The sequence below is a fragment of the Methanoregula sp. UBA64 genome (assembly GCF_002502735.1).
In the GTDB taxonomy this organism is placed as follows: Archaea; Halobacteriota; Methanomicrobia; order Methanomicrobiales; family Methanospirillaceae; genus Methanoregula.
The window spans coordinates 287386-308619 of the sequence record NZ_DAQC01000001.1; the positions used below are offsets into that span (position 1 = coordinate 287386).

Genomic DNA, 21234 nt, shown 5'->3' on the forward strand with positions numbered 1-21234 from the left:
TATACCAATTGCTATTACCTCAGGTAATATGCCGGTATATATCCCGGCCCGGCCCAATCCCTTATTATATGCACGTGCGTGACTTTGCCGCAGAGATGGAGACACTCGCCCCCCCATCCCTTGCCGAGGAGTTCGATTGCGGGAGGATTGGCCTTATTGTCGAGGGAGCGCCGGAGATCCGTACGGTATGCTGTGCGCTCGATGCCACGCCCCGGGTGGTCCGGGCAGCACTTGCCGGAAAAGCCGAGATGCTCGTGGTCCATCACACCCCCATCTGGACGCCGCTTACCGCGCTTGTCGGCCCCACCGCCTCGCTCATGCGCGATATCCTTACCGGGCACCTCAACGTGTATGCAATGCACACGAACTTCGACCATGCCCCGTGCGGTGTCAACGATGCGCTCGCGGAACTGCTTGGTCTCTCCGGCTGCCGGCCCATGACCCTTGGCCTTGTCGGGGCATGCACCCTTTCCCGGGAAGAGATCGCGGCACGGCTGGGCGCCCCCCTCAGGATCTGGGGAGAGTGCGTCGCGCCTCAGGAACTCGCGGTAGTTGGCGGGAGCGGGTTTGACCCGGTACTGATGAAGGAGGCATGCGATCTCGGCGCCGATGCGTTTCTCTCGGCAGAGCTCAAGCATTCGGTTGCCCGTGCGGCACCGCTTCCCTGCCTCGAATCCACGCATTATGCGCTCGAAGCCCCGGCCATGAAACGCCTTGCTGCGCAGAAAGGCTGGCAGTATATCGACGACCCGCCAAAAGTCAGCATCATCCCATGAGCGATCCCTGGCAGCTGCTCTTACAGAGAAAGGCGCTGGACGAAGAGATCCGTGCCGCCCTGATCGCGGAGTACGGCACGCGGGGAAAAAAAGCCCTGGACGCAGTCGACCGCGGACAGGTGAGGAAGTACCTCGACTTTTTTGTGGTCACCGGAACAACCGGCGATCACGTGATTGACGAGGGCGTCTGCACCTGCCGGGACTTTGCGTTCCGGCAAAAACCCTGCTGGCACATTCTCGCGGTCAGGATTGCAGAAGCCACCGGGAAGTATGTTGCACATGACACCTGGTACCAGGAAAACTGGAAAGGATAAGTGCGAACAAAGACAATAACTATCCCGATATCTTAGAATAGTAACAGGCAAGTGTACGTGGTTTTCACAATGTTCGAAGAAGAATACCAGCTCGAATATTTCAAGGACCAGGGATTTACCCGGAAGATCTGTAAATCCTGCGGCTCCCCGTTCTGGACACGCGACCCATCCCGCGAGAGCTGCGGCGATGCGGCCTGCGAACCCTATACGTTTATCGGCAACCCTGTGTTTAAGGGGCATTCCGTTGACGAGATGCGCGAGGCTTACCTCTCCTTTTTTGAAAAGAACGGCCATACCCGCATCGAGCGCTACCCGGTGGCCGCACGCTGGCGGGACGATATCTATCTCACCATCGCCTCGATCGCCGACTTCCAGCCATTCGTCACGGCAGGGATCGTTCCCCCGCCGGCAAATCCCCTTACCATCTCCCAGCCCTGTATCCGGTTAAACGACCTCGATTCGGTCGGGAGATCGGGCCGGCACCTGACCACTTTTGAGATGCTCGCCCATCATGCGTTCAACACGCCGACCGAAGAGATCTACTGGAAAGACCACACCGTAGAACTCTGCGACCAGTTCCTTGCCTCAATCGGCGGCGATCTCACCAAGGTCACCTACAAGGAACACCCGTGGATCGGCGGCGGGAACGCGGGCCCGAGTGTAGAGGTCATGATTGGCGGCCTCGAAGTAGCAACCCTTGTATTCATGAGTCTCGGACGCCAGAAGACCAGCCACCCCGGCTACGACCTCGACGGAACCATGTATTACCCGATCAAGCTCCGGATCGTCGATACCGGGTACGGTCTCGAACGCCTGGTCTGGGCTTCGAAGGGCTCCCCTACCATCTACGATGCGGTCTTCCCCGAGATGGTAAGCCGTGTCATGAGCTCGGCCGGCATCTCCCACCTGCTCGACAACAAGGATTACACGAAGATCCTCGCCTTAAACGCGAAGTTTGCCGGGCTCATGGACATCTCCGGCCCCAACCTCTTCAACCTCCGAAAGAAGGTTGCGGCTGCTATCGATATCTCTCCTGAGAAACTCGACAAGATGATGACACCGATAGAAAAGGTGTACGCGATTGTGGACCACACCCGCTGCCTTGCGTATATGCTCGGAGACTGCATTGTCCCCTCGAATGTCCGCGAGGGCTACCTTGCACGACTTGTCATCCGCCGGACCCTGCGGATGATGAACGATTTCAAGATGGAGGACTCCCTTGCCGATCTCATCGAAGAACAGATGAAGATCATCGGGATGAAAAAATTCCAGCAGGATATCTCCATTGTCCGCGAGATCGTTGACCGCGAGGTCGTGAAATATGCCGATACCCTCGACCGGGGTACCCGGATCGTCCAGAAGGTTGCAAAGACCTACAAGGCAAAGAGCCAGCGCGTACCGCTCTCCGAGATCGTCACCCTGTACGATTCCCACGGCATCCCCCCCGAGATGATAAAGGACATTGCCCAGAAGGAAGGGGCAGTCATCGATCTCCCCGACAACTTCTACTCCCAGATTGCCGACATGCACTCCGAGTCAAAAAAAGAGGTTACCTCGGATACAACCACCCAGTACGCCGAGCGGGTACAGGGACTGCCGGCAACAAAAAAACTCTACTACGAGCAACCGGAGGATATTGAGTTCGAAGGCGTAGTTCTCGACTTCTTCGACGGCTATGCGGTACTTGATCAGACCCTCTTCTATCCCGAAGGCGGCGGCCAGCCGGCCGATACGGGAAGCCTTGTCGGCGCCGAGAGCATGGCCCGGGTCGACAATGTCATAAAACTCGGGGACGTGATCCTCCATCATATCAGCGGCGGACTTCTCCAGCGCGGCGAGCGGGTCAAAGGCATGGTCGATGAGGAGCGCCGGTTCTCGCTGATGCGCCACCATACGGCAACCCACATCCTCCTGCACGCTTCCCAGGAAGTGCTCGGCGTCCATATCCACCAGGCCGGGGCGCAGAAAGGAGCGGAGAGTTCGCGTATCGATATCCGGCATTTCAAGCATATCACGCCAGAAGAACTCCGTAAGATCGAACTTGCCGCCAACCGCATGGTCATGGCAAACCAGCCGGTCGAGATCTCGATCGAGAACCGGACAAAAGCCGAGCAGGAGTACGGTTTTACCCTGTACCAGGGAGGTGTCCCGCAGGGCAAGGACATCCGCATTGTCAAGGTCGCCGGCGATATCGAAGCCTGCGCCGGGACACACTGCCGGAGTACCGGGGAGATCGGCGTAATCAAGATCTTACGAGTCGAGCACATCCAGGACGGGATCGAGCGTATCGAGTTTGCGGCGGGTAATGCTGCGGTCTATTATATCCAGCATCTCGAACAGATCGCCTCTGCTTCCGCAGATACCCTTTCTGTCCAGCTCGAAAACCTTCCCCCGACCGTTACCCGGTTCTTTTCCGAATGGAAGGACCAGAAAAAAGATATCGAGCGCCTGAGCCAGAAACTCGTGGAACTGGAAGTGCAGACCATCCGGCCCGAGACAATCGGGGGCATTCCGGTCGTTGTTAAGCGTGTGGATCTTGCCCCCCGCGAGCTCTCAACGCTTGCAACCTCCCTTTCTGCAAACGGCGGCATTGCACTCCTCGCCGCATCCGGCGATACCGCCCGTGTGGTTCTCTCATCCGGTGACAAACGGGTAAATGCCGGCGAGATCATCGGGCAGGTGTGCAGTCTCCTTGGCGGGAAAGGCGGGGGAAAACAATCGATGGCACAGGGTGGCGGACCGGACCTGGAGAAACTCGATCTTGCCCTCAATGTCGGGCGCGAGCGCATCCTTGCGGCGCTCCAGTAGACTTTAAAAAATGACCGAGAATGTGGTAGTCCTGGAACCGGGCGACGAGCGGGCCCAGAAGATCGCAAAGGCAATGGGAAGCCAGACTGCAAGCGATATCCTTACCCTGCTTGCCACGGGAGCAAAGAGCCTCACCGATATCACCGAGCAGCTGAAGATCCCGCTGACTACTGCGAAATACCATGCCGAAAACCTGCTCGACGCCGGGCTCATCATCATTTCCGAGACAAAGTACAGCGTGAAGGGGCGGGAAGTGAAGATGTACGCGCTTACCGACCAGCTTTTGATCGTTGCGCCAAAACAGACCAATGTCCGCTCGCTCCTCCTGAAGTATACCTCGCTCTTTGGGATCGTGGTTGTGGGCACCCTTGCAGTTATCGGTCTTGAGCCGCTCCTTGCCGGACAGGGCATGTGGTCGGAAACAGCTCCTGCCGCGATGACGATCCGGGCACCCGCAACCGGGGGCGCGGAAAACCAGGTGTATGCTGCAAAAGCCATGGCCGACACAAACGTCCTGGCACCGGCCTTCTCGCCGGACCTTGCGCTGGCATTCTTCTGCGGCGGAGTACTTGTTATCTTTGTCCTGCTCTGCTACGAAGCATATCTCTGGAGAAAGCGCCGCTAAAAACGGTGCAGATTCCTCTTTTTTATACCCGGTGATGATGAAGCGGGGATACTACTCATCCCGCATCGTTTTTGAGCGTCAAGGGAGCGGATCTTGTTCCCCAACGAGTACGTCCACGATCCGGCAGCGTTCATGATTATGGTATGGGCAGGTCGGTGAAGCAGGAGCCTATCGGCTATTAGAAAAAAGCCGGTCCCGGAATATGTGCCGGAAAAAAGAGTATTGGTGGTTATGCCCGCCCGGATTTCATCCGGCAGATGAGCAGGGCTGCAAGCCCGAGCGCCCCAATCACAAGGAATGCGGGGAGCGGGGATTTTGTCGGTGTCGGGATCGGGGTCAGGGTCGCAGTCTTTGTTGCGGTGACCTTCTTTGTGGTTACCGTAACCATCGGTGCCGTAGTGGCTGTTGTCGGCGAAGTGACCTGGAAGGTGATAATGCCGATCTGGCCTTTGGCATCGGAGAAAGTGACCTTATAGTTATCCGGTTGTGTAACCGGTACCGTCTGCGAGAACGAGCCGTCGCCGCTCTGGATCAGGTTGTTGGTCTTGATGTACTGGGGGCCCCAGATGTGGCCGGCGGATTCGCCGTCAACCTGGAGCTGGATCCCGTCGTTCCCGCCTTTCTTTAACGTACCGGCAATCACGAGCGCACTGGAAAGGTCCTGCGTCATCGGGGACGTGATCGTAAGTTCGGGCGAACGGTCGACAACGGTGACCAGTTCGCTTGAGATGGAATCCGATCTCATGGAGGGGACCGGGCCATTGAACTGGGTCTCAATCTTGTACTGGCCACCTTTGAGGCCGGTGGTATCGAAGAGCTTGTACTGGGTCGCCTGGTTGGGCTGGATGGTTATTGATTCGCGATCGATCTCAGTGGATGTGTACTGGGACTGGTAGAAGACGAGATCGAAACTGGTCCCCGCGGGGAAATCCGAATCTACCGCACACTTGATCATCTGGCCAACGGGAACCGTGTCGGAACAGTTCAGGTACATGCCATATGCTGATGCCGATCCCACGAGCGCGAGGGAGAGCATGAGTAGGAGAGGGAGAAACTTTTTCATGACTACAAGGTCGATTGCAGGAAATTAAAAAGGTTCCCTATTTTAATGGCCGGTCACACACGGCCAAAAAAACCATCCGCGTCCGCAGGCCGGCCTAGACAAGACCTACAAAATTTTTAAGAATCCGCAGGCCCGCGGCCCCGCTCTTTTCCGGGTGGAACTGGGTGCCGTACACGTTCCCGGAAAAGACCGATGAAGCAAACGGAAGGATATAATCGGTTTCCGTAAGGGTATATGCCGGGGTTGTCGTTGCATAATAGGAATGGACGAAGTACATGTACTGCTCTCCGGAAAGTCCGTCAAAGAGGGGGTTTTTTGGCTGCGCGAGCCGTACGGTGTTCCAGCCCATGTGGGGGACCTTCATTCCCGGTTCCTGCGGGAACCGGCGCACGGACCCGGGGACGAGCCCGAGTCCCTGATACGTGCCGTGCTCTTCACTCGACTCCATGAGCATCTGCATGCCAAGGCAGATCCCAAGAAGGGGCACACTGTCCCTGACCGCTTCGCAGAGGGTATCCTTGACCGGGCCCAGCTGTTCCATCCCCTCGTGGAATGCGCCGACACCGGGCAGCACGATGCTGTCGGCCGCTGCGATCTCTTCCGGTACACCGGTTATGGTCGCATGGGCGCCGGCAGCTTCGAGCCCGCGCATCACGCTCCTGAGGTTCCCGAGGCCATAGTCAATGATGACGACGTTTTTGCTGTGCATGTACTCCCTCCCGTATCCTCCATGCCCCGGACTCGACCCAGTCCCCGGGAAGACCGTTCTCTTTCTGCCATGAATCGAGTTTTTCCTTCCAGGGTTCCCAGAGGTCGGGGAACTCAGCCTCGATCATATGGATCAATGCCATATCACTGGACGGGCACATGAAACATCCGATCCGATCCAGCCCGCGCCCGTAGAGGACATTGTAGGGGGCGTTCTCGCGGAAGATGTACAGCCAGACGTGGAGGGCCGTCCAGTCCTGGATCGGGGCAGCAGATACCTGGACTTTTACGGTGGGGTTCTTCCAGACCCGGTTGCTCTCTGCCCGTTTGAGGGACTCGTACCTGCGCTGGCCGATAAAAGAGAGACACTCGCCCCACGTGGAGCGGATGGTCTCTGCTACCGGCAGGAGCTTGCAGACACTGCAGCACCAGCGGGCATTGACCGCAGGCGGGCCTTCGCGTTCGAGCGTCCGGTAGAATGTTTCCGAGGTGTTTGTGCGAACGACTTCCGCATTGTATTTTTCCCGGACTGCCTCTATATTCGCACAGGTCTCGGGGAATTCAAAGCCGGTATCGGCAAAGAGCAGGGGCACGTTCCCGAGCGCCTTACGGACAACAAGCAGTGTGGCAAGGCTGTCCTTTCCCCCGGAGTACGAGATGGTTGGCTGGAGAGGATACGCGGCAGTAACGTCCTGTACAAACCGGATCGCCTCTGCTTCCGCCTGGTTGAGGATCTCCGCATTGGCCCTGACCGCGTCGTCCCAGGTTGCCGCACCCGGCACGATGGCCGAGGCAACATTCCTCCGGGTCCGCACAACCTGGCCCTTCTCCATGGCCCGCGCTTCTGCGGCATTCACCTTTACCCTGCCCACGCCAATACATTCGCCGCTTTCCGTGACAATGAAGACCTCGTCTCCTTCCCGGACCGCATCGTCAATGGAGATCATTCCCGGGCGCAAAAGGCTCATGCTCTTGTCGCGGATGAACGGGGCAACCCCGTCCTCAACGGTAACAACGCGCTTTGTGGGATGAAAGAGGGCATATGCCTCGGGACGGGGGATCGGTTCCCAGCAGCGTTCTTTTGGCAGGTACCGGATGGAGCCGGCATTTCCTCCGCCAATGATGATCTCTTCCATCCGGTCGTCGTCGGGAACTTTGTTTAAGAGGACCAGCTGGCCCGGGGCAATGAGCGGAGCGCCGAAGTGTTCCCCGTAGATCCGGTTGATGAGGGCAATATCGTGGGGGAACGCCGGCCGTGCATCGCCCGGGGGAGTGAGCGGGACTTCCCGGGTCGCAGTACCGCAGGCGCAGGTCTTTCCCAGGACCGGGACATGGCAGCGATCGCACCACCGCAGCAGGATCTTTCCCAGGTACGTCGGGTGCATTCCTTCATCTGTTCGCACCCGGAAAATAAAAGGATAAGCGCATTTTTTTATGCAGGGGTGCCTCAAGCCCGGGCCGGGCGTTTTGGATCCGGGTGACGAACCGCGCCTGCGGGAGGTATAATAAGATCCGGTTCTCTATTGTTATAACGAGAAGAATCACGGCATTGCACGAGGCTGCGTGGGGAGAATTCCCTGCAAACGGTCCCGGCGATCTGTTCTGTGGGAACTGTAATCCGATACGGATCTTCCCGGAACCTGTTCACGTGCCGTGAAGGTGAACCGAATGACTATCGATATCTGGTTTATTGCCGCGATCTGTCTTTTTGTCCTGGCGTGCTGCGCAGTGCTGCGGGCCCTCTTTGTCCATTCCCTGCCCGATCGCCTCCTTGCCGCAAATGTTGCAGCAACGCTCGGGTGTGCCGGGGCGCTCTCCCTGACGGTTTCTGTCGGGGACCTGATCGTTGCGGTGCTGGCCCTTATTGTTGCCTGTATTGTGTTTGCCACAACGATCCGGGTTGCGGAAGGAATGGCCGGTGATGCCCCATGATCGATCTCCTCATGGATATCCTCATTACCCTCCTGCTCCTTGCGGCCATAGGGTTTGCCGGGATCAGCCTGATCGGCCTGCTCATCTTCCCGGACATCCGGAGCCGGTCCTTTACCGGGATCCGTGCGGGGATTATTTCCCTTTCACTCGTGGCCGCTGCCGGGGTCTGTTACGGCCTGTACACCTGGGTTGTAACCGGGGGAATGCAGTATCTCCTCTTCGTGGTTGCCGCAGTCCTTGCGGTGCTCATTATCGTTGTTCTTACCAGGAAAGCGGCAGAAACGTCCGAAGGTAGTGCCGGTTGTCCGGGAAACGCCCCGCAAGAACAGAGTAAAAAAGAATAATATCCCTGTTTTTTTCTCCGGAACGGGTTGCCAGGGCTTCGTCGGGTATATGCCGGCAGTAGTTCAGGCAGTCTCTTCCGGCACTTCTTCACATACTTCCTCTTCCGGCTCCAGGAAGCAGAGGACAGCTGCGATAGCCAGGAAAAGGATTGCCGGCAGGTACCAGGACATGAGGTAAAGTGTGCCGGCAAGGGGAACGGACAGCGTTATCCAGACCGCTGAGGAGAGAAACATCCATCCGGCAAACCGGTTCTGGGAATTTACCAGTGCCGCGCCCATCAGGCCGAGACTCGAGAACAATGCAGCCTGTACCCCGGAGAGGGTGATCTCTGCCGATCCTGAAGTTGCTATCACAACGATCGCAGAGACAATCCCCAGCCCCCCTCCAATAACGCCAACAACAAACTGCCGCTTCATTACTATTCCTTTGGGACAATCCCTGCATAAAAAAGGTTCCCCGGTGTTTTCACACTCCCCGGAATCCCGGCCAATAATAACCAGGCCCGTTCAGGGTATCCGGGTGTTCCCGGATCTCCCCGGCGCACCAGAACCTGCATGATTAATCAGCCTTTTTCCCAATCCGGGCCTTCTACCACAAGATATATCCCATAGGCCGGGTACATTCACGAATAAGGACAGGAGGAGTCAGACCTTAAAAAGACCGTGAGTATTGTATAACGGCACAAATGTACCGCAGGAGAACATGGTAAGGAACAGGTGATAAAAGTTCATCCATCCGAACATGTACCTGCCCGCTGGATCGGTGTTGACCTCAACACGACCGGGCATGCGGCCGTGGCCGCCGACCCAGACAGCGGGAAAGTCCTGAAACTGGGGAAAAACGTACACTACGTCCGCAGCAACTCCATAAAAAACTGTACCAAACTCTATCGGGAAGGCAAACTCTGGAAACTTTCCCGGGACAAAAGCCGTGAACGCAAGGCGTTCAAGGCGGCAATCAACAAGATCTCCCGTCAGATCGTCACCTTTGCAGAGGCGCTCGGTTCGGGCATCAAGTTCGAGAAGCTCTTTTCCAGCCGGTACTCGCACTCCCGCGATCCTGCCGGGTTTGTGGAATTTTCCTTTGCAAACGGCTCTTTTCTCTCGCTCCAGCGTCTTGTCGAGAAACGTGCAGCAAAACAGGGCATCCCTGTCCTGTACGTCAACCCGGCGTATACCTCAAAAAGGTGCAGCCGGTGCGGCTGCATGGGACACCGGAGCAGGAAACATTTCGAGTGCCCGCACTGCGGCTTTGTTGCTCATGCAGATGTGAATGCTGCATTCAACATTGCGCTCGCATCCTGCCGCATACACCCGCTCCCGACCGGGGAGGAAGCGCTGGCCGGAGGGTTACGGCTCGCAAAAAAACAGGTGCGCCAGCGTGCACGGGAAGAACTTGCAGGTACCGGCCGGCATATCCATGAGATTGCAACACAGGTCCCGGCCGGCAACCTGCTTGCGATCCTCGAGCAGTAAGGGACGGGCGTCCCCTTTTTTTGGCATGGTTCGGGAATACCCGGGGCGTTGTATGGATGCGATCCTGTGCCGGGCGAGGTGGGCCAAAACGATCCCCGGCGGGAATTGTCACGGAGAGAAAGGATTTCTTTACGGCCTCTCAATGAGATCCCCATATGTCGGAAAAAAAAGATTGGATCTATACGCTGGCACTCTTCAAACAGAAGTACTCCCGGGGGGCTTCCTGGACGCAGATCCTCATCAATTTCGGGATTATCACGGCAAACGCCAAACTCTTCGAGGACTTTTTCTATTACCACCTGGGTCTGACCCTGCCGATGGTCATCGCTATTGCGATTCCCTGCTATATCGTCATCTGCTACCTGATCGGGCATTACGATGAGAAGGTCGGGTTCTGGCAGACGGAGAACAACCTCAGCTACCGGTTCACCCCGTACTCCGAAGAGATGCTCCAGAGTATCCGCGAGATCAAAAAGAAACTCGAATAATCCTTTTTTACCATCGGTCCCCCGCAAAAATGGATAAACCGGGGACGTCAAAAGTACCCGGCAGAAGCGTTCCGGAGAAGTGTGCATGCAGCTGAACGGGGAGTCCCTGCCAAAAGCCCTGGCGTTCCAGAAAAACGAGATCACCGAACACCATATCTATTCGCGTATCGCCAAACGGACATCCGATCCCCACAACCGCGAAGTCCTAGAGCGGATTGCAGAGGAAGAACTTCGGCACTATGCAATCTGGAAGCAGTACACCGGACAGGATATTGCCCCGGACAGGATCCGCATCTGGTTCTATTCGTTTATTGCCTGGCTTTTCGGGCTCACGTTTGCGGTCAAACTGATGGAGGGGGTGGAACAGGGGGCGCAGACAGCCGACCGGGCCAATATCCTGGGTATCCCCGAGATGCCGGCCATGCTTGAGAACGAGGCGCAGCACGAGCGGGAACTGATAGCGCTGATCGACGAGGAACGGCTGCGGTATATTGGCTCGGTGGTCCTCGGTCTCAACGATGCGCTGGTCGAGTTTACCGGCACGCTTGCCGGCCTTACCTTTGCTATCCAGAACTCCCGGATCATTGCGGTAGCCGGCCTGATCACCGGGGTTGCGGCATCGCTCTCGATGGCTGCATCGGAATACCTCTCCCAGCGCTCCGATACCACAGCCGGGACCAGCCCGAAAAAAGCTGCGATCTATACCGGTCTTACCTACATTGTTACGGTAACGCTGCTTATCCTGCCGTACCTCGTCCTCTCCAATCCCTATATCTCCCTTGTCTGCACGCTTGCCGGTGCGGTCATCGTGATCTTCTGTTTCACGTTCTATATCTCGGTTGCAAAGGACCTGCCGTTTTACAAGAGGTTTGCAGAGATGGCAGTGATCAGCCTCGGGATTGCAGCGGTCTCGTTCGTGATCGGCCTCCTTATCCGTGTCCTGCTCAACGTGAACGTATAACGTTCCCTTTTTTTCCTGCGACCCTGCCAAAACCACAAAATGCCGGGACTCTGCCGCAGGAGCGTGTCAGGATCCGGCCCGGCTTTTTCACGCGAAAAGAAAAAAACCGGATCGTTTTTTGCCGGAAAAAATGTTACCGGCCCGGGCGAACCGGATATTTTTCTTAAAAAATCCGGATCGCTCCAAAAGTTCACGCCGAAAGAAAATTTTGCCAGTCAGATGTACATCCGATTATCGGATAAGTATCCGATAATCGGCTTGCTATCTGACAACTTTTTTTCGCGCTGAAATATTTTTTTTAAATTTTTTCCGGCAGGATACGGTACCGGCAGGTTCGGGGCAGGGTTATCCCCCGCGGAAAGGTGGACTTTTATAGGGATCCCATCGTAAGAGAACATACGGGCTCTTTCGCCTTTCACGGAACGTGGACATGAATCCCCAGAAGCCTCACAAGATAGCACTCTCCATCCGGGCAAAGATCCTTATCTTGTTCCTGGCACTCTCCCTTGTCGCACTCGCAATCACCGGGTATTTCGCGCTTTCCGCTATCTCCGATGTGGGAACGTACGCGCAGGAGAGCAGTCGCGAGCTGGGGTCCGGCGTAGTAAACGACAGTTCCACGGCCCTGCTCTCTCTTGGCGAGGATTACCTGGTCAGCATGGTTGACAACCAGGCCGCAATCGCAGATGTTGTTTTTGTGGATACCAACAGCGAGATGGACATTCTTGCTGCGCAGGTGGCCCAGTTCCAGCAAAATCCTCCGGCAGCCTCGCTTGTCCCGACGTACCTGGCAAATACCCCACCGGCGGATCCCTCCCGCGGGGCGCTGCTCACCTTTGCCCCGACTGCAACGGCAACTCCCGATTCGCAGGAAGCAAAGACCCTTGCCGGCCTTTCCGGTGCACTTAAGGCAGTCTGCCAGTCCGATTCCGATATGACCAGCATCTATATCGCCACCGACTCCGGCATGATGCTGATGTACCCGGCAAACGCCACGCTCCCGAAAAATTACGATCCCCGGACCCGCTCGTGGTACGTGCAGGCTCTCGGACAGGAGACCCGGGTATGGTCCGACAAGCCGTACGTGGATGCCGGGCAGAACGGGCTTACCATGACCTGCTCGCAGGCAGTAGCAAGTCCTGCATACGGGCACTGGGTGATCGGCGCGGACATATCGACAGAGACCATCGACGAGGATATCATCGGCCAGTCGTTTGGCGGCAGCGGGTATGCCGTCCTCCTGAACCATAACGGGAGCGTTATCAGCCGTCCCGGGATGTCTGCCGGCAATGTGCGGTGGAACGAGCAGTTCTCGGGGGAGAACGCATTCGGCAGTACCGATCCCGGCCTTACCTCGGTTGCACAAAACATGACCGCCGGAAAGACCGGTATCGGTGAGGTGATATTCAACGGGACCCCGGTCTATGTTGCCTATGCCCCGGTCAGTTCTATGAACTGGAGCCTTGCCGTCTCGGTCCCGGTCAGCCAGATCACGCAGCCGGTGGAAAAGTTCACCGGTAAGATCGACACCGCCACGAAGGATACCGGGCAGCACATCACCACCCAGACCGACCGGCTCCTGATGGTGTTCTTACTCCTGTTTGTTGCCATTTTGCTGTTCGTCTTTATCGTTGCGCTCCTGCTCAGCCAGGTCATCACCAAACCGGTTGCCCGCCTCAAGGATGGGGCCGGTGCATTTGGCGAAGGCGATCTCTCGTACCGGATCCATATCGATTCCGGCGACGAGTTCGAGGATCTCGCCGGTTCGTTCAACACCATGGCAGAAGAACTCCGGCAGAATATCGAGAACCTCAAAAAGACCACTGCGGAAAAGGAGCGGTACGCCAAAGAGATGGAGATCGCCCGGGGGATCCAGACCAGCTTCCTGCCGGCCTCGATGCCCGATCTCCCGGGATACGATCTTGCCGCGGTCATGATCCCGGCCATGGAAGTGGGCGGGGACTTCTACGACATTATCCCGCTTGCGGGAGGGCGGTGGGCGTTTGTCATTGCCGATGTCTCCGGGAAAGGGATGAGTGCAGCGCTCTTTATGGCAATGTCGCGGACCCTGCTCCGTGCAAATCTTGAAGGGACAACAGACCCCCTTGCCGCACTGAAAACGACAAACCGGATGATCGAGGCAAACGCCCCGTCGTCCATGTTTGTCACGGTCTATCTGGCAGTTCTCGATCCGGTGCAGCGGACGTTTACGTGTATCAGTGCGGGCCACAACCCTCCGCTCCTGGTGAAAGGAAAGACCGGGGAAGCGGGGTACCTGCCTGCGCAGGGCGTTGCCATGGGAGTACTCCCCGAGATGGAGGGTGCCGCCGAACAGGTTGCAGCAGAGTCCGGCGACCTCCTGATCCTGTATACGGACGGCGTTACGGAAGCGTTCGATACCGGCTATGAAGCTTTCGGCGAGGAAAGGCTCGCTGCTGTTGCACAAAAAGCCCGGGACCTGCCGGCATCAGGGATCCGGGACCGGATCATCTCCGCGATCCGGGAATTCGCCGGCACTGCGCCGCAGTCCGACGATATCACCCTGGTCGTGATCCGGATTAAATAAACCACATCATTCTGCCGTACATCATTACCGGCAGTTTTCCTTACCCGGTGAGGGCCGGTAAACCGGGATGGGCCGGTGTGTCCCCTGAATGAATCCGGGTACCCGGTTCACCGGTAAAAAAAAAGGGATTACTCGTTGTGCGCGTCATCGTCGCCCGCGTCGTCCGTTGACGGGGTGACCCAGACTTTCCAGCAGAATCCGACAATGGATCCGACGACTAAGACGAAAAGGAGAACCGCACTGAGGATGTTCTCGGCAATATCCATCTTTACCGGGATGTTCATGCCCATCATGTTGTTGAACATGCCGATGAAAAGGGCCACAACCAGAAACAGGATAAAGCCGACAATGAACCCCAGGAATACTGCCGCTGCAAGGCGCAGGAGACTGGGGGTGGTCGTTTTTTCAGTCATACACCATGCATTCTCAATCTGCTGATATAAATCCTTGGAACCGGCATTTCAGGAGATTTCTGCATAAAAATTGCCTGTTTATCCGGCAAAGGCTTATGTTTATATCACGGTATAGGTAAAATTAGAGCAAAGGAATGCCATGAAGAAGAATATTTTTTACCTGCTTATCGGGTTTATTGCAGTACTGCTCCTGGCAGTATTCTGGTATTCTGTGGAGAATTTTACCCCGATCTTTTCCATGGTTGCATTTGTGCTCGGTGTGATTGTCATCTATATGGCATACCGGAAGGTCGATGATTATATCGAAGACGAGCGGAGTGCACGGATCACGGAAAAAGCAGCTCTTCGGACATTCCAGGTGTTCTGGGTCTCGTTCTGTGCGTTCTCGATCCTCGCTGTCATGAACCTCCTCTACATGCCCCGCTTTTCCCGGGAACATTTTTTTGAGCGGGCTCCCGGAACAATGCCTCCCGAGATTATGTCGCCGCGGATGATCGGGTACATCCAGCTGGGTCTTCTCTGCCTGATGATCTTTTTGTACGTGGGGTTCAGGTTCTATTACGCAAAGAAATACGGGGAATGGGAGACCGATGAAGAATAAGATCAAGGTGTACCGGGCAATGCACGATCTTACCCAGGAGGATCTCGCCCGTGCAATCGGTGTTACCCGCCAGACGATTCTTGCAATCGAGAAGGGGAAATATGTACCTTCGCTCGATCTTGCGTTCAGGATCTCCCGGTACTTCAGGGTAAATATCGAAGAAGTGTTCACGTACGACGAGGAGGCACAGGGCAGGGCAGGGGTATAACACCGGCGTTTGCCGGGTGCCCGGCCAGTGAATGCGGGATCACTCCCGTTGTATTCGGGATCGTCTGGGATCCGCTTTCATGAAACGAAACGGGCACCTGTTCCTGTATGCTGTTTTCGGGGCAGTTCTGCCGCACCGGGCACGTGACCGGGACCGGCTGAATGGAACAAATTCCCGTTTGACCGGGTACAAAATGCGGCCGGTACTGGCATCCCGTCCTGAAATCCAGAGCCCGTTCTCTTTTCCCGGTGAGGCAGATGGCGCAATTTCCTGAGAGTGCGGGTAAGGCGGATTGTCCCGAGACGCATGAGGATAGTTTTTCTGGGGATATGATCGTAACAACGGATCATCTCCGGTTCCGGTTGATGAACCTTCCCTGCCGCCAGATCACCGAGGTTCCCGAGTACCGGTTTTCGGACATCCGCCGGGACGATCGTGTCCTTGACACCGGTGCCAATGTCGGGGCATTCGCGTTACGGGCAGCACGCTTTTCCCCGTACGTAACTGCCGTGGAACCCCTCACAATAGATCCGCTGAAGGAAAATATCCGGCTGAATGCGGCAGATATCCGGGTAATCGAGGGTGCTCTTGGCGATGGTTCGGTATGCAGGATAACCTGGGACGATCTCGACCGATCCGTGCAGACCTATACGCTCGGCCAGCTCATTGATGCCGCAGGGGGATGCGATTTTTTAAAATGCGACTGCGAAGGTGCGGAATGGACGATCTGCCCGGAAGATCTTCTCGGGATCCGGAGGATCGAGATGGAGCTGCACATCCCCCCGATCTGCCCGAACATAAACCCGGCGCTGCTCGACTTCATCGGTCAGCACTTTACCTTTACCCTTGACCGCACCCCGGTTCATTCGGCCCTCGGGGTCATGGGTATCCTTCATGCGGTCAGAAAATAGCGGTCAGAATGCTCATCCGGTTCCCCCGTTACGAACCGTGGCCCGCCGGTAAGGCCGCTGGCTAAACAAAAACCCTTGAAAAATGGCGGAAGAAGAGCGTTACTCTTCAATCTGGATCGTGGTCAGCTTGACCGATTCGACACCTTTCTGGGACATCAGGCGCTCGGCAAGTTCCTTTAACTGGGAACCGTCCCCGTGGACGAGGATCACTTCGAGGCAGCGGTTATGGGTCACATGGGAGTGGAGCGAGGCCTTGATGATCTCGTGGTGGTCGTGCTGGATGTCGGTTATGGTCGTGAGAAGGCCGCGCTGGTCGTGATCGTATACCATCGTGATCACGCCTTCGCGTTCTCCCTTGACATCGGCCATCCACTTGTAGTACGTGATATAGGTACGGATGGCATCGCGGATACCCTCGGAACGTGAGGAATAGCCCCGGGCATTGATAATTTCATCGAACTTGTCGAGGAGGTTTTTGGGAAGCGAGATCCCAATGCGGGAGAGATCGTTGTCGAAGGTCATAACATCAGCTATGTGAATATCATTGCTGCTTGTTTTTTAAGGTTTTGAAAAACCGGGTGGTTACGTAATACTTGGTGTGAGGATTTCCTTTACGCTACCATGCGGCCGGAAGGCCGGGTTTTGGGCAGATTAACGGCTTGTTTGCAAAAACAGGGCTATTGCGGGAAGAGGGATCCCGTTGCAATAGTTTTACCGGTCCGGGAATCGATCACCATCCAGGTGAGCTCTTTGTTCTTCCAGAATATGACATTCCCAAACTGGATCCCGGTACCATCAGCGGTCTGTTTCCCGGCAATGAAAAACCGATCTCCGGCTCTTACGGTGGTTTCGTCACATGCCGGGCCCGTTTTACCAAGAAGGGTAAAATTATTATTCCCTATGCCCTGCCGGGTTAATTGTGTTTTATTCTCTGTTTCATCGGACCGGAGAACCACCTGGATAGAATTGAGCGAGAATGGATCTCCTCCCGTATGATCGAAATAGATGCGGTAATAATCTGTGCTACCGGTTACGTTTTTTTCAAAATGTGCAGGCACGCTGATGGAGCTCTGGGGAGATTTTTCCCCGGTATCGCTGAAACTTCCGGCAAATGCGCTCGCGATTGCCGCGATCATGATGGTGATTGCCAGCATGAGCATGACCCCGACAACCGGTGAAACTGCCCTGTCGTGGGTATGAAATACCATCAGCTGATCACCACATCCTTGTCGAAGATGATCTGGCCGCTCGGGGTGTGGATGATTTTTACGGAGACTACCCCGCCGGGGCTGAATTCGTCCTTTCCGAAATTAACATTCGGGAATAACTGATCCATCCCGGGGTTTTCTTTTAATTCGGGATTGCCGGTGTATGCATCCTCGCCATTGCAGGATTGTGCCGGTGTCACCAGAATATCGCCCGGCTTAAATGTTGCCGATGCATTCCCGAACCAGTTGGCCTGACTGTCCGGATCCGTGAACCGGCTGTCATCCTTAATGAAAAGTACCCCGGAGGGGACGGATGACCCTTTCATATCAACCGATCTTTCCCCCATCAGGGATCCCCGGCTGATGGTACTGGTTCCCGGAACCGTGTAATAGGTCACAATCTGGAGGTCTTTTGTCTGGAGGACGTTTCCCGAGACATGCCGGATGATCATGGCAGGGGTGGAAAAACCGTCATACTGCTTGTGCGCGTAAATGCTGACGTCGAGAATCGCGCTCGGGGCTTTTTTTTCCGTGTTGGAAAAGTTCCCGGCAGTTGCGCTCACGATCGCTGCGATCATGATGGTCACGGCCAGCATGAGCATGACCCCGACAACCGGTGAAACCCCTGACTCCCGCAACTCCATTTTCTGACTCCTTTTCCGGTAGGTAGGTTGGGGGAACTGTGTAATTAAGACTTTCTTAATTTATCGTAATATCCGGTATACGTTAAAAAAATCAGGGTAAATACAAAAAATCTATTATTTACTATTAACTTTTGTTAAAAATTCCAAGTAATGTATTAATTAAAGTCTTACAAAAAGAAAGTGATTTATTACGCAGCGCTTAAACTATAACCCGGTTTCAAAAATACTGCGTGATGTATCTCCCATGACTGCTCCCGGACCCAATTGTACAAGTAAGCCGCCGCTGAGAGGACCGCGGTGCAGCATATCCGCACATGCCCTGGCGCATGATGCCGGTGTATCGGAAGTAGTCGGCGAGATGCTGATGATCGGCCTTGTGATCATCCTTATCGGGGTATTTGCCGCAGCCCTGGGTAATTTTCTCCCGACTGCCCGGGATCCGAGCGTTACTATCCTGTTGACAAACGATACCCACAACATTTCCCTGTGGCACAAAGGAGGGGACTGGGTGAAAACGGAGGATTTGACGGTGGTTATCAGCAACGATACCACGTCGCGTAAATATTGCGCAAACAGTACTCAAAGAACGGAGTGCTCTTTGGATTTCGATATGGTTTCTGACAATTCACACACTGCCGTTTTTGACCTGGGGAGCCGCATCAATGTAACCGCAGGCCCCCTGGCCGGAGATGAAACCATCTCGCTTGTCACGCCCGGTTCACGGATTTTCATCGGGAGAGTGTCGGTATGACCCGGGACGATGCAGTTGCCCCGGTGATCGCAGCAATGCTCGTACTGGCAGTTATCGTCACCTTTTTTGCAGTCTGGAACGCCACGGCAATTCCCTCCATGAAAGCGCAGGCAGAGGTCTCGCACCTGCATGAAGTTGAAGAAGGGATGCTCCGGTTCTCATCGGATATTGAATCTGCCGCATCAATGCCCGCCAGTATGAAACTATCCGAACGAATTCCCCTTGGTGGCGGGGATATCCTGTACAGTTCCACCAAATCGGGGGGGATTCTTACGGTGCAGAGAGAAGACCCCTACCTGGGTATCCGCCTCTATAATGTGTCCGGCCGGATGGAAAGCAGCAGGTTTGTACTTTCCAATATTTCCTATCGTCCGGCAGGTAATTTCTGGCAGGACCAGGGATATGTCTGGTCCCGCGGTTATGTGAATGTCACAAAAGGATCGGTGTCGGTGCCACTGGAATATCCGACCATGCGGGAAGTAGCGTATAATATTACGGACGTACTTTTCAGTGCCCGGGTAATTTCCTATGGATCCGATCCGGGCACCTGTTCGGTTATTGAAATAAAATGCGTCAATATTACTCCGGGAGAAACGCAAAATTCCCTTAGTGGCAACGGGATTGGCACGCTTTCTCTGGGCAGCACGGTTGCGCCTCCTGAACGGTTTTCCAATGTCACGAGGATCAATGTCACGGTCTTTGCAGAGGCAGAGCCGCTGTCCGGATTTCCCCTGGTCATGCAGAATGCGGTAAATGCCAGTCTTGCAAATATTCAGAATCCGGTCTGTTCCAATATCCGGTACGATACCGTCCATTCGACCAGCCGCACAACGGCACTCATTGTCGATCCCCTGCCCAATGTCACCGTAATCCGGCAAACAACAGCGATAACGATCGGTACGAAGTAGGGGGGGTGAGGTCACTTCCCGGCTCTGGTCCCGACAATCCCTTTTTTCGTATGCCACTATTGCATCGATCTCTGCACAGCCCATAATAACCTACTTATACTAACCCTCCCCAGTTCCGTGTGGTGAGCACACATGAAGATCAGTGCACGCAACATCCTGAAAGGAAAAGTAAAGGCGATCACCCCGGGCAGCGTAAACTCCGAGGTCATCATTGAACTTCCCGGAGGACAGCAGATCACCTCCATTATCACGAAGAAATCTGTTGCATCCCTCGGCCTTGCGGTCGGTAAGGAAGCATATGCCGTGATCAAGTCAAGCGAAGTAATGATTGCGGTAGATTAACCGTATTTTTTGGCACGGGGCACCAGGCTCCGTGCATTTACGTATCTGCCGGCGCTATCCTGCGGAACCGTCAGTCCGGCTATCGTGGACACCGGATCGGGGAACTCCTTCGGTCCTGCCGGGCAAACAGGTACTCTTTCTGGAAATTACAGAGTCCCGGGACGGGGTCCGGATCGTTCATGAAGGTATCTATAAAGCGCCGGGTATCGATGGTCCTGCAGGACTGGATAAAATCGATTCCCCGCGAGAAAAAGGCGTCCGGGACCAGGGAGGCTCCGGTTCCGACCAGACCGGTTAACCGGGCATTTTTTGCATACCCGAGAAATCTTTCAAACGTACCGTTCACCAGCGTGGATGACGGGAGCAGGACAACATCGGCATTTCCGAGAACCTCCTGTTGATCTTCGAAGGAGTGACGATGGATCCTGGTCGGGCCGGCAGACACATTCGCACTCACCTCAAGGGCTTCCGGTTCGGTTGCCGGGTCAGGTGTGAGCATATGGAGCTCACGGCAGATCTCCCATAATCCCCGGCACCCGGTGTGCGGGCCTGCAACTGCGACAATGTCGTCGGGCCGGATCAGGCGGGAAAGGACCGGGTTGTCCTGGATAAAGGGATCGCCCGCTCTCCAGCACTCTGCCTGCCATCCCGTTTTCCGTATCGAGGGACATCCGAGAAACGGCTGGGACAATGCACAGAGCACGGCGAGTTTTACCGAAGAATCGAGAACAGCGTTCAGGGACAGTTTCAGATCGGGAAGGACAAGGAGCGGCATCCCGACAAGCGACTGCACCTGTTTTAAAACCTGTGCCGGAGTGTCAGGTCCGCGACCCGGGACATCCCCGTAATACGGGGCAATGCCGCATTCCATGGTTGTGCCGGTTACTGCAATCCATCCCGGGCGAATGCAGATCCGGTCAACCGCGCCGGGCCGGATCTGCCGTTCGCTGTACATCTGCCGCAGACGGGAGAGTGTGGCCTCAAGGACCGGAAGCAGGGAAACTACCGGCTCCTGTACGGCACCACACCTGTATCGAGCATCGTTCATGAAGGGTACGTAGTGTTATCCCGGCAAATGATAAATATTTTTATTTAATCAATCCAAAAAGTTAAAGGAGAAACATTATATTATTGCAGAACAAACGATGGTGTGTCCCTTTGGAGATGCACGCGACCAGAGCGGACAC

General features: G+C 55.6%; 26 protein-coding genes. 17 read left to right on the top strand and 9 right to left on the bottom strand.

The annotated features are described in order from the left end of the window. The first annotated feature begins 68 nt into the window (after positions 1 to 68). The 4 genes from BP758_RS01380 (at position 69) to BP758_RS01395 (ending at position 4523) form a co-directional block, all read left to right on the top strand. On the top strand, positions 69 to 776 hold the full coding sequence (locus tag BP758_RS01380) for a Nif3-like dinuclear metal center hexameric protein (protein WP_292367973.1): 708 nt from the start codon (positions 69 to 71) through the stop codon (positions 774 to 776). Then, on the top strand, positions 773 to 1090 hold the full coding sequence (locus BP758_RS01385; RefSeq protein ID WP_292367975.1) for an SWIM zinc finger family protein: 318 nt from the start codon (positions 773 to 775) through the stop codon (positions 1088 to 1090). The genes BP758_RS01380 and BP758_RS01385 overlap by 4 nt, the downstream gene beginning before the upstream one ends. A 69-nt stretch (positions 1091 to 1159) precedes the next feature. Beyond that, the gene (gene alaS, locus BP758_RS01390; protein WP_292367977.1) at positions 1160 to 3898 is read left to right on the top strand and encodes an alanine--tRNA ligase; all 2739 of its coding nucleotides are present in this window, start codon (positions 1160 to 1162) and stop codon (positions 3896 to 3898) included. 10 nt (positions 3899 to 3908) lie between these two features. Then, entirely contained in the window at positions 3909 to 4523 is a 615-nt protein-coding gene (locus BP758_RS01395) for an ArsR/SmtB family transcription factor (protein ID WP_292367979.1), read from the top strand. 229 nt (positions 4524 to 4752) lie between these two features. Here the strand turns inward: BP758_RS01395 and BP758_RS01400 are convergent, their stop codons facing one another. The 3 genes from BP758_RS01400 to BP758_RS01410 all read right to left on the bottom strand — a co-directional run bounded on the left by BP758_RS01400 (position 4753) and on the right by BP758_RS01410 (position 7679). Next, a complete protein-coding gene (locus tag BP758_RS01400) occupies positions 4753 to 5586 on the bottom strand; it encodes a hypothetical protein (RefSeq protein WP_292367981.1) in 834 nt (277 codons plus the stop codon). A gap of 94 nt (positions 5587 to 5680) precedes the next feature. Further along, positions 5681 to 6295, bottom strand: coding sequence for an imidazole glycerol phosphate synthase subunit HisH (gene hisH / locus BP758_RS01405; protein ID WP_292367983.1), 615 nt, complete (start codon positions 6293 to 6295; stop codon positions 5681 to 5683). Next, positions 6267 to 7679: a phosphoadenosine phosphosulfate reductase family protein gene (locus BP758_RS01410; RefSeq protein WP_292367985.1), complete on the bottom strand. Its 1413-nt coding sequence runs from the start codon at positions 7677 to 7679 to the stop codon at positions 6267 to 6269. Before BP758_RS01410 ends, hisH begins: the two co-directional genes overlap by 29 nt. 283 nt (positions 7680 to 7962) lie before the next feature. On the opposite strand from BP758_RS01410, the gene BP758_RS01415 reads away from it, so the two are divergent. Beyond that, entirely contained in the window at positions 7963 to 8226 is a 264-nt protein-coding gene (locus BP758_RS01415) for a hypothetical protein (RefSeq protein WP_292367987.1), read from the top strand. Next, positions 8223 to 8570, top strand: coding sequence for a hypothetical protein (locus BP758_RS01420; protein WP_292367989.1), 348 nt, complete (start codon positions 8223 to 8225; stop codon positions 8568 to 8570). The genes BP758_RS01415 and BP758_RS01420 overlap by 4 nt, the downstream gene beginning before the upstream one ends. Positions 8571 to 8633: 63 nt before the next feature. On the opposite strand, the gene BP758_RS01425 is transcribed toward BP758_RS01420, so the two are convergent. After that, on the bottom strand, positions 8634 to 8987 hold the full coding sequence (locus BP758_RS01425; RefSeq protein ID WP_292367992.1) for a hypothetical protein: 354 nt from the start codon (positions 8985 to 8987) through the stop codon (positions 8634 to 8636). A 300-nt stretch (positions 8988 to 9287) separates the two neighbouring features. On the opposite strand from BP758_RS01425, the gene BP758_RS01430 reads away from it, so the two are divergent. The 5 genes from BP758_RS01430 (at position 9288) to BP758_RS01450 (ending at position 14061) form a co-directional block, all read left to right on the top strand. Further along, positions 9288 to 10046 carry an RNA-guided endonuclease TnpB family protein gene (locus tag BP758_RS01430; protein ID WP_292367994.1) on the top strand — a complete coding sequence of 253 codons (759 nt, stop codon included), beginning with the start codon at positions 9288 to 9290 and terminating at the stop codon, positions 10044 to 10046. A 155-nt stretch (positions 10047 to 10201) separates the two neighbouring features. Beyond that, the gene (locus BP758_RS01435; protein ID WP_292367996.1) at positions 10202 to 10534 is read left to right on the top strand and encodes a hypothetical protein; all 333 of its coding nucleotides are present in this window, start codon (positions 10202 to 10204) and stop codon (positions 10532 to 10534) included. A gap of 85 nt (positions 10535 to 10619) precedes the next feature. Beyond that, positions 10620 to 11495: a VIT1/CCC1 transporter family protein gene (locus BP758_RS01440; protein ID WP_292367998.1), complete on the top strand. Its 876-nt coding sequence runs from the start codon at positions 10620 to 10622 to the stop codon at positions 11493 to 11495. Between the two features lie 39 nt (positions 11496 to 11534). Further along, the gene (locus BP758_RS01445) at positions 11535 to 11783 is read left to right on the top strand and encodes a hypothetical protein (RefSeq protein WP_292367999.1); all 249 of its coding nucleotides are present in this window, start codon (positions 11535 to 11537) and stop codon (positions 11781 to 11783) included. A 142-nt stretch (positions 11784 to 11925) separates the two neighbouring features. Further along, positions 11926 to 14061 carry a SpoIIE family protein phosphatase gene (locus BP758_RS01450; protein WP_292368000.1) on the top strand — a complete coding sequence of 712 codons (2136 nt, stop codon included), beginning with the start codon at positions 11926 to 11928 and terminating at the stop codon, positions 14059 to 14061. A gap of 128 nt (positions 14062 to 14189) precedes the next feature. On the opposite strand, the gene BP758_RS01455 is transcribed toward BP758_RS01450, so the two are convergent. Continuing rightward, positions 14190 to 14474 carry a hypothetical protein gene (locus tag BP758_RS01455; RefSeq protein WP_292368001.1) on the bottom strand — a complete coding sequence of 95 codons (285 nt, stop codon included), beginning with the start codon at positions 14472 to 14474 and terminating at the stop codon, positions 14190 to 14192. A 139-nt stretch (positions 14475 to 14613) separates the two neighbouring features. Here BP758_RS01455 and BP758_RS01460 point away from each other — a divergent pair, with 139 nt between their 5' ends. The 3 genes from BP758_RS01460 to BP758_RS01470 all read left to right on the top strand — a co-directional run bounded on the left by BP758_RS01460 (position 14614) and on the right by BP758_RS01470 (position 16194). Beyond that, entirely contained in the window at positions 14614 to 15075 is a 462-nt protein-coding gene (locus BP758_RS01460; RefSeq protein WP_292368003.1) for a DUF2178 domain-containing protein, read from the top strand. Then, on the top strand, positions 15065 to 15283 hold the full coding sequence (locus BP758_RS01465; protein WP_292368005.1) for a helix-turn-helix transcriptional regulator: 219 nt from the start codon (positions 15065 to 15067) through the stop codon (positions 15281 to 15283). The genes BP758_RS01460 and BP758_RS01465 overlap by 11 nt, the downstream gene beginning before the upstream one ends. A 257-nt stretch (positions 15284 to 15540) precedes the next feature. Next, positions 15541 to 16194: an FkbM family methyltransferase gene (locus tag BP758_RS01470; protein ID WP_292368007.1), complete on the top strand. Its 654-nt coding sequence runs from the start codon at positions 15541 to 15543 to the stop codon at positions 16192 to 16194. A 99-nt stretch (positions 16195 to 16293) separates the two neighbouring features. Here BP758_RS01470 and nikR read toward each other — a convergent pair whose 3' ends face one another. The 3 genes from nikR to BP758_RS01485 form a co-directional block, all read right to left on the bottom strand. Beyond that, on the bottom strand, positions 16294 to 16716 hold the full coding sequence (gene nikR / locus BP758_RS01475) for a nickel-responsive transcriptional regulator NikR (protein ID WP_292368009.1): 423 nt from the start codon (positions 16714 to 16716) through the stop codon (positions 16294 to 16296). Between the two features lie 155 nt (positions 16717 to 16871). Further along, positions 16872 to 17402 (bottom strand): type IV pilin N-terminal domain-containing protein, encoded by a 531-nt coding sequence (locus BP758_RS01480; protein WP_292368011.1) that lies wholly within the window; start codon positions 17400 to 17402, stop codon positions 16872 to 16874. Next, positions 17402 to 18046, bottom strand: a complete 645-nt coding sequence (locus BP758_RS01485) for a type IV pilin N-terminal domain-containing protein (RefSeq protein WP_292368013.1) — start codon at positions 18044 to 18046, stop codon at positions 17402 to 17404. The genes BP758_RS01480 and BP758_RS01485 overlap by 1 nt, the downstream gene beginning before the upstream one ends. A 244-nt stretch (positions 18047 to 18290) precedes the next feature. Here BP758_RS01485 and BP758_RS01490 point away from each other — a divergent pair, with 244 nt between their 5' ends. The 3 genes from BP758_RS01490 to BP758_RS01500 all read left to right on the top strand — a co-directional run bounded on the left by BP758_RS01490 (position 18291) and on the right by BP758_RS01500 (position 20047). Beyond that, complete coding sequence (locus BP758_RS01490; RefSeq protein WP_292368015.1) at positions 18291 to 18797, top strand: type IV pilin N-terminal domain-containing protein; 507 nt, start codon at positions 18291 to 18293, stop codon at positions 18795 to 18797. Further along, positions 18794 to 19705, top strand: a complete 912-nt coding sequence (locus tag BP758_RS01495) for a hypothetical protein (protein WP_292368017.1) — start codon at positions 18794 to 18796, stop codon at positions 19703 to 19705. The genes BP758_RS01490 and BP758_RS01495 overlap by 4 nt, the downstream gene beginning before the upstream one ends. A 132-nt stretch (positions 19706 to 19837) precedes the next feature. After that, the gene (locus BP758_RS01500; protein ID WP_292368019.1) at positions 19838 to 20047 is read left to right on the top strand and encodes a TOBE domain-containing protein; all 210 of its coding nucleotides are present in this window, start codon (positions 19838 to 19840) and stop codon (positions 20045 to 20047) included. Between the two features lie 79 nt (positions 20048 to 20126). On the opposite strand, the gene BP758_RS01505 is transcribed toward BP758_RS01500, so the two are convergent. Then, on the bottom strand, positions 20127 to 21095 hold the full coding sequence (locus tag BP758_RS01505; protein WP_292368021.1) for a Rossmann-like domain-containing protein: 969 nt from the start codon (positions 21093 to 21095) through the stop codon (positions 20127 to 20129). Positions 21096 to 21234: the final 139 nt, after the last annotated feature.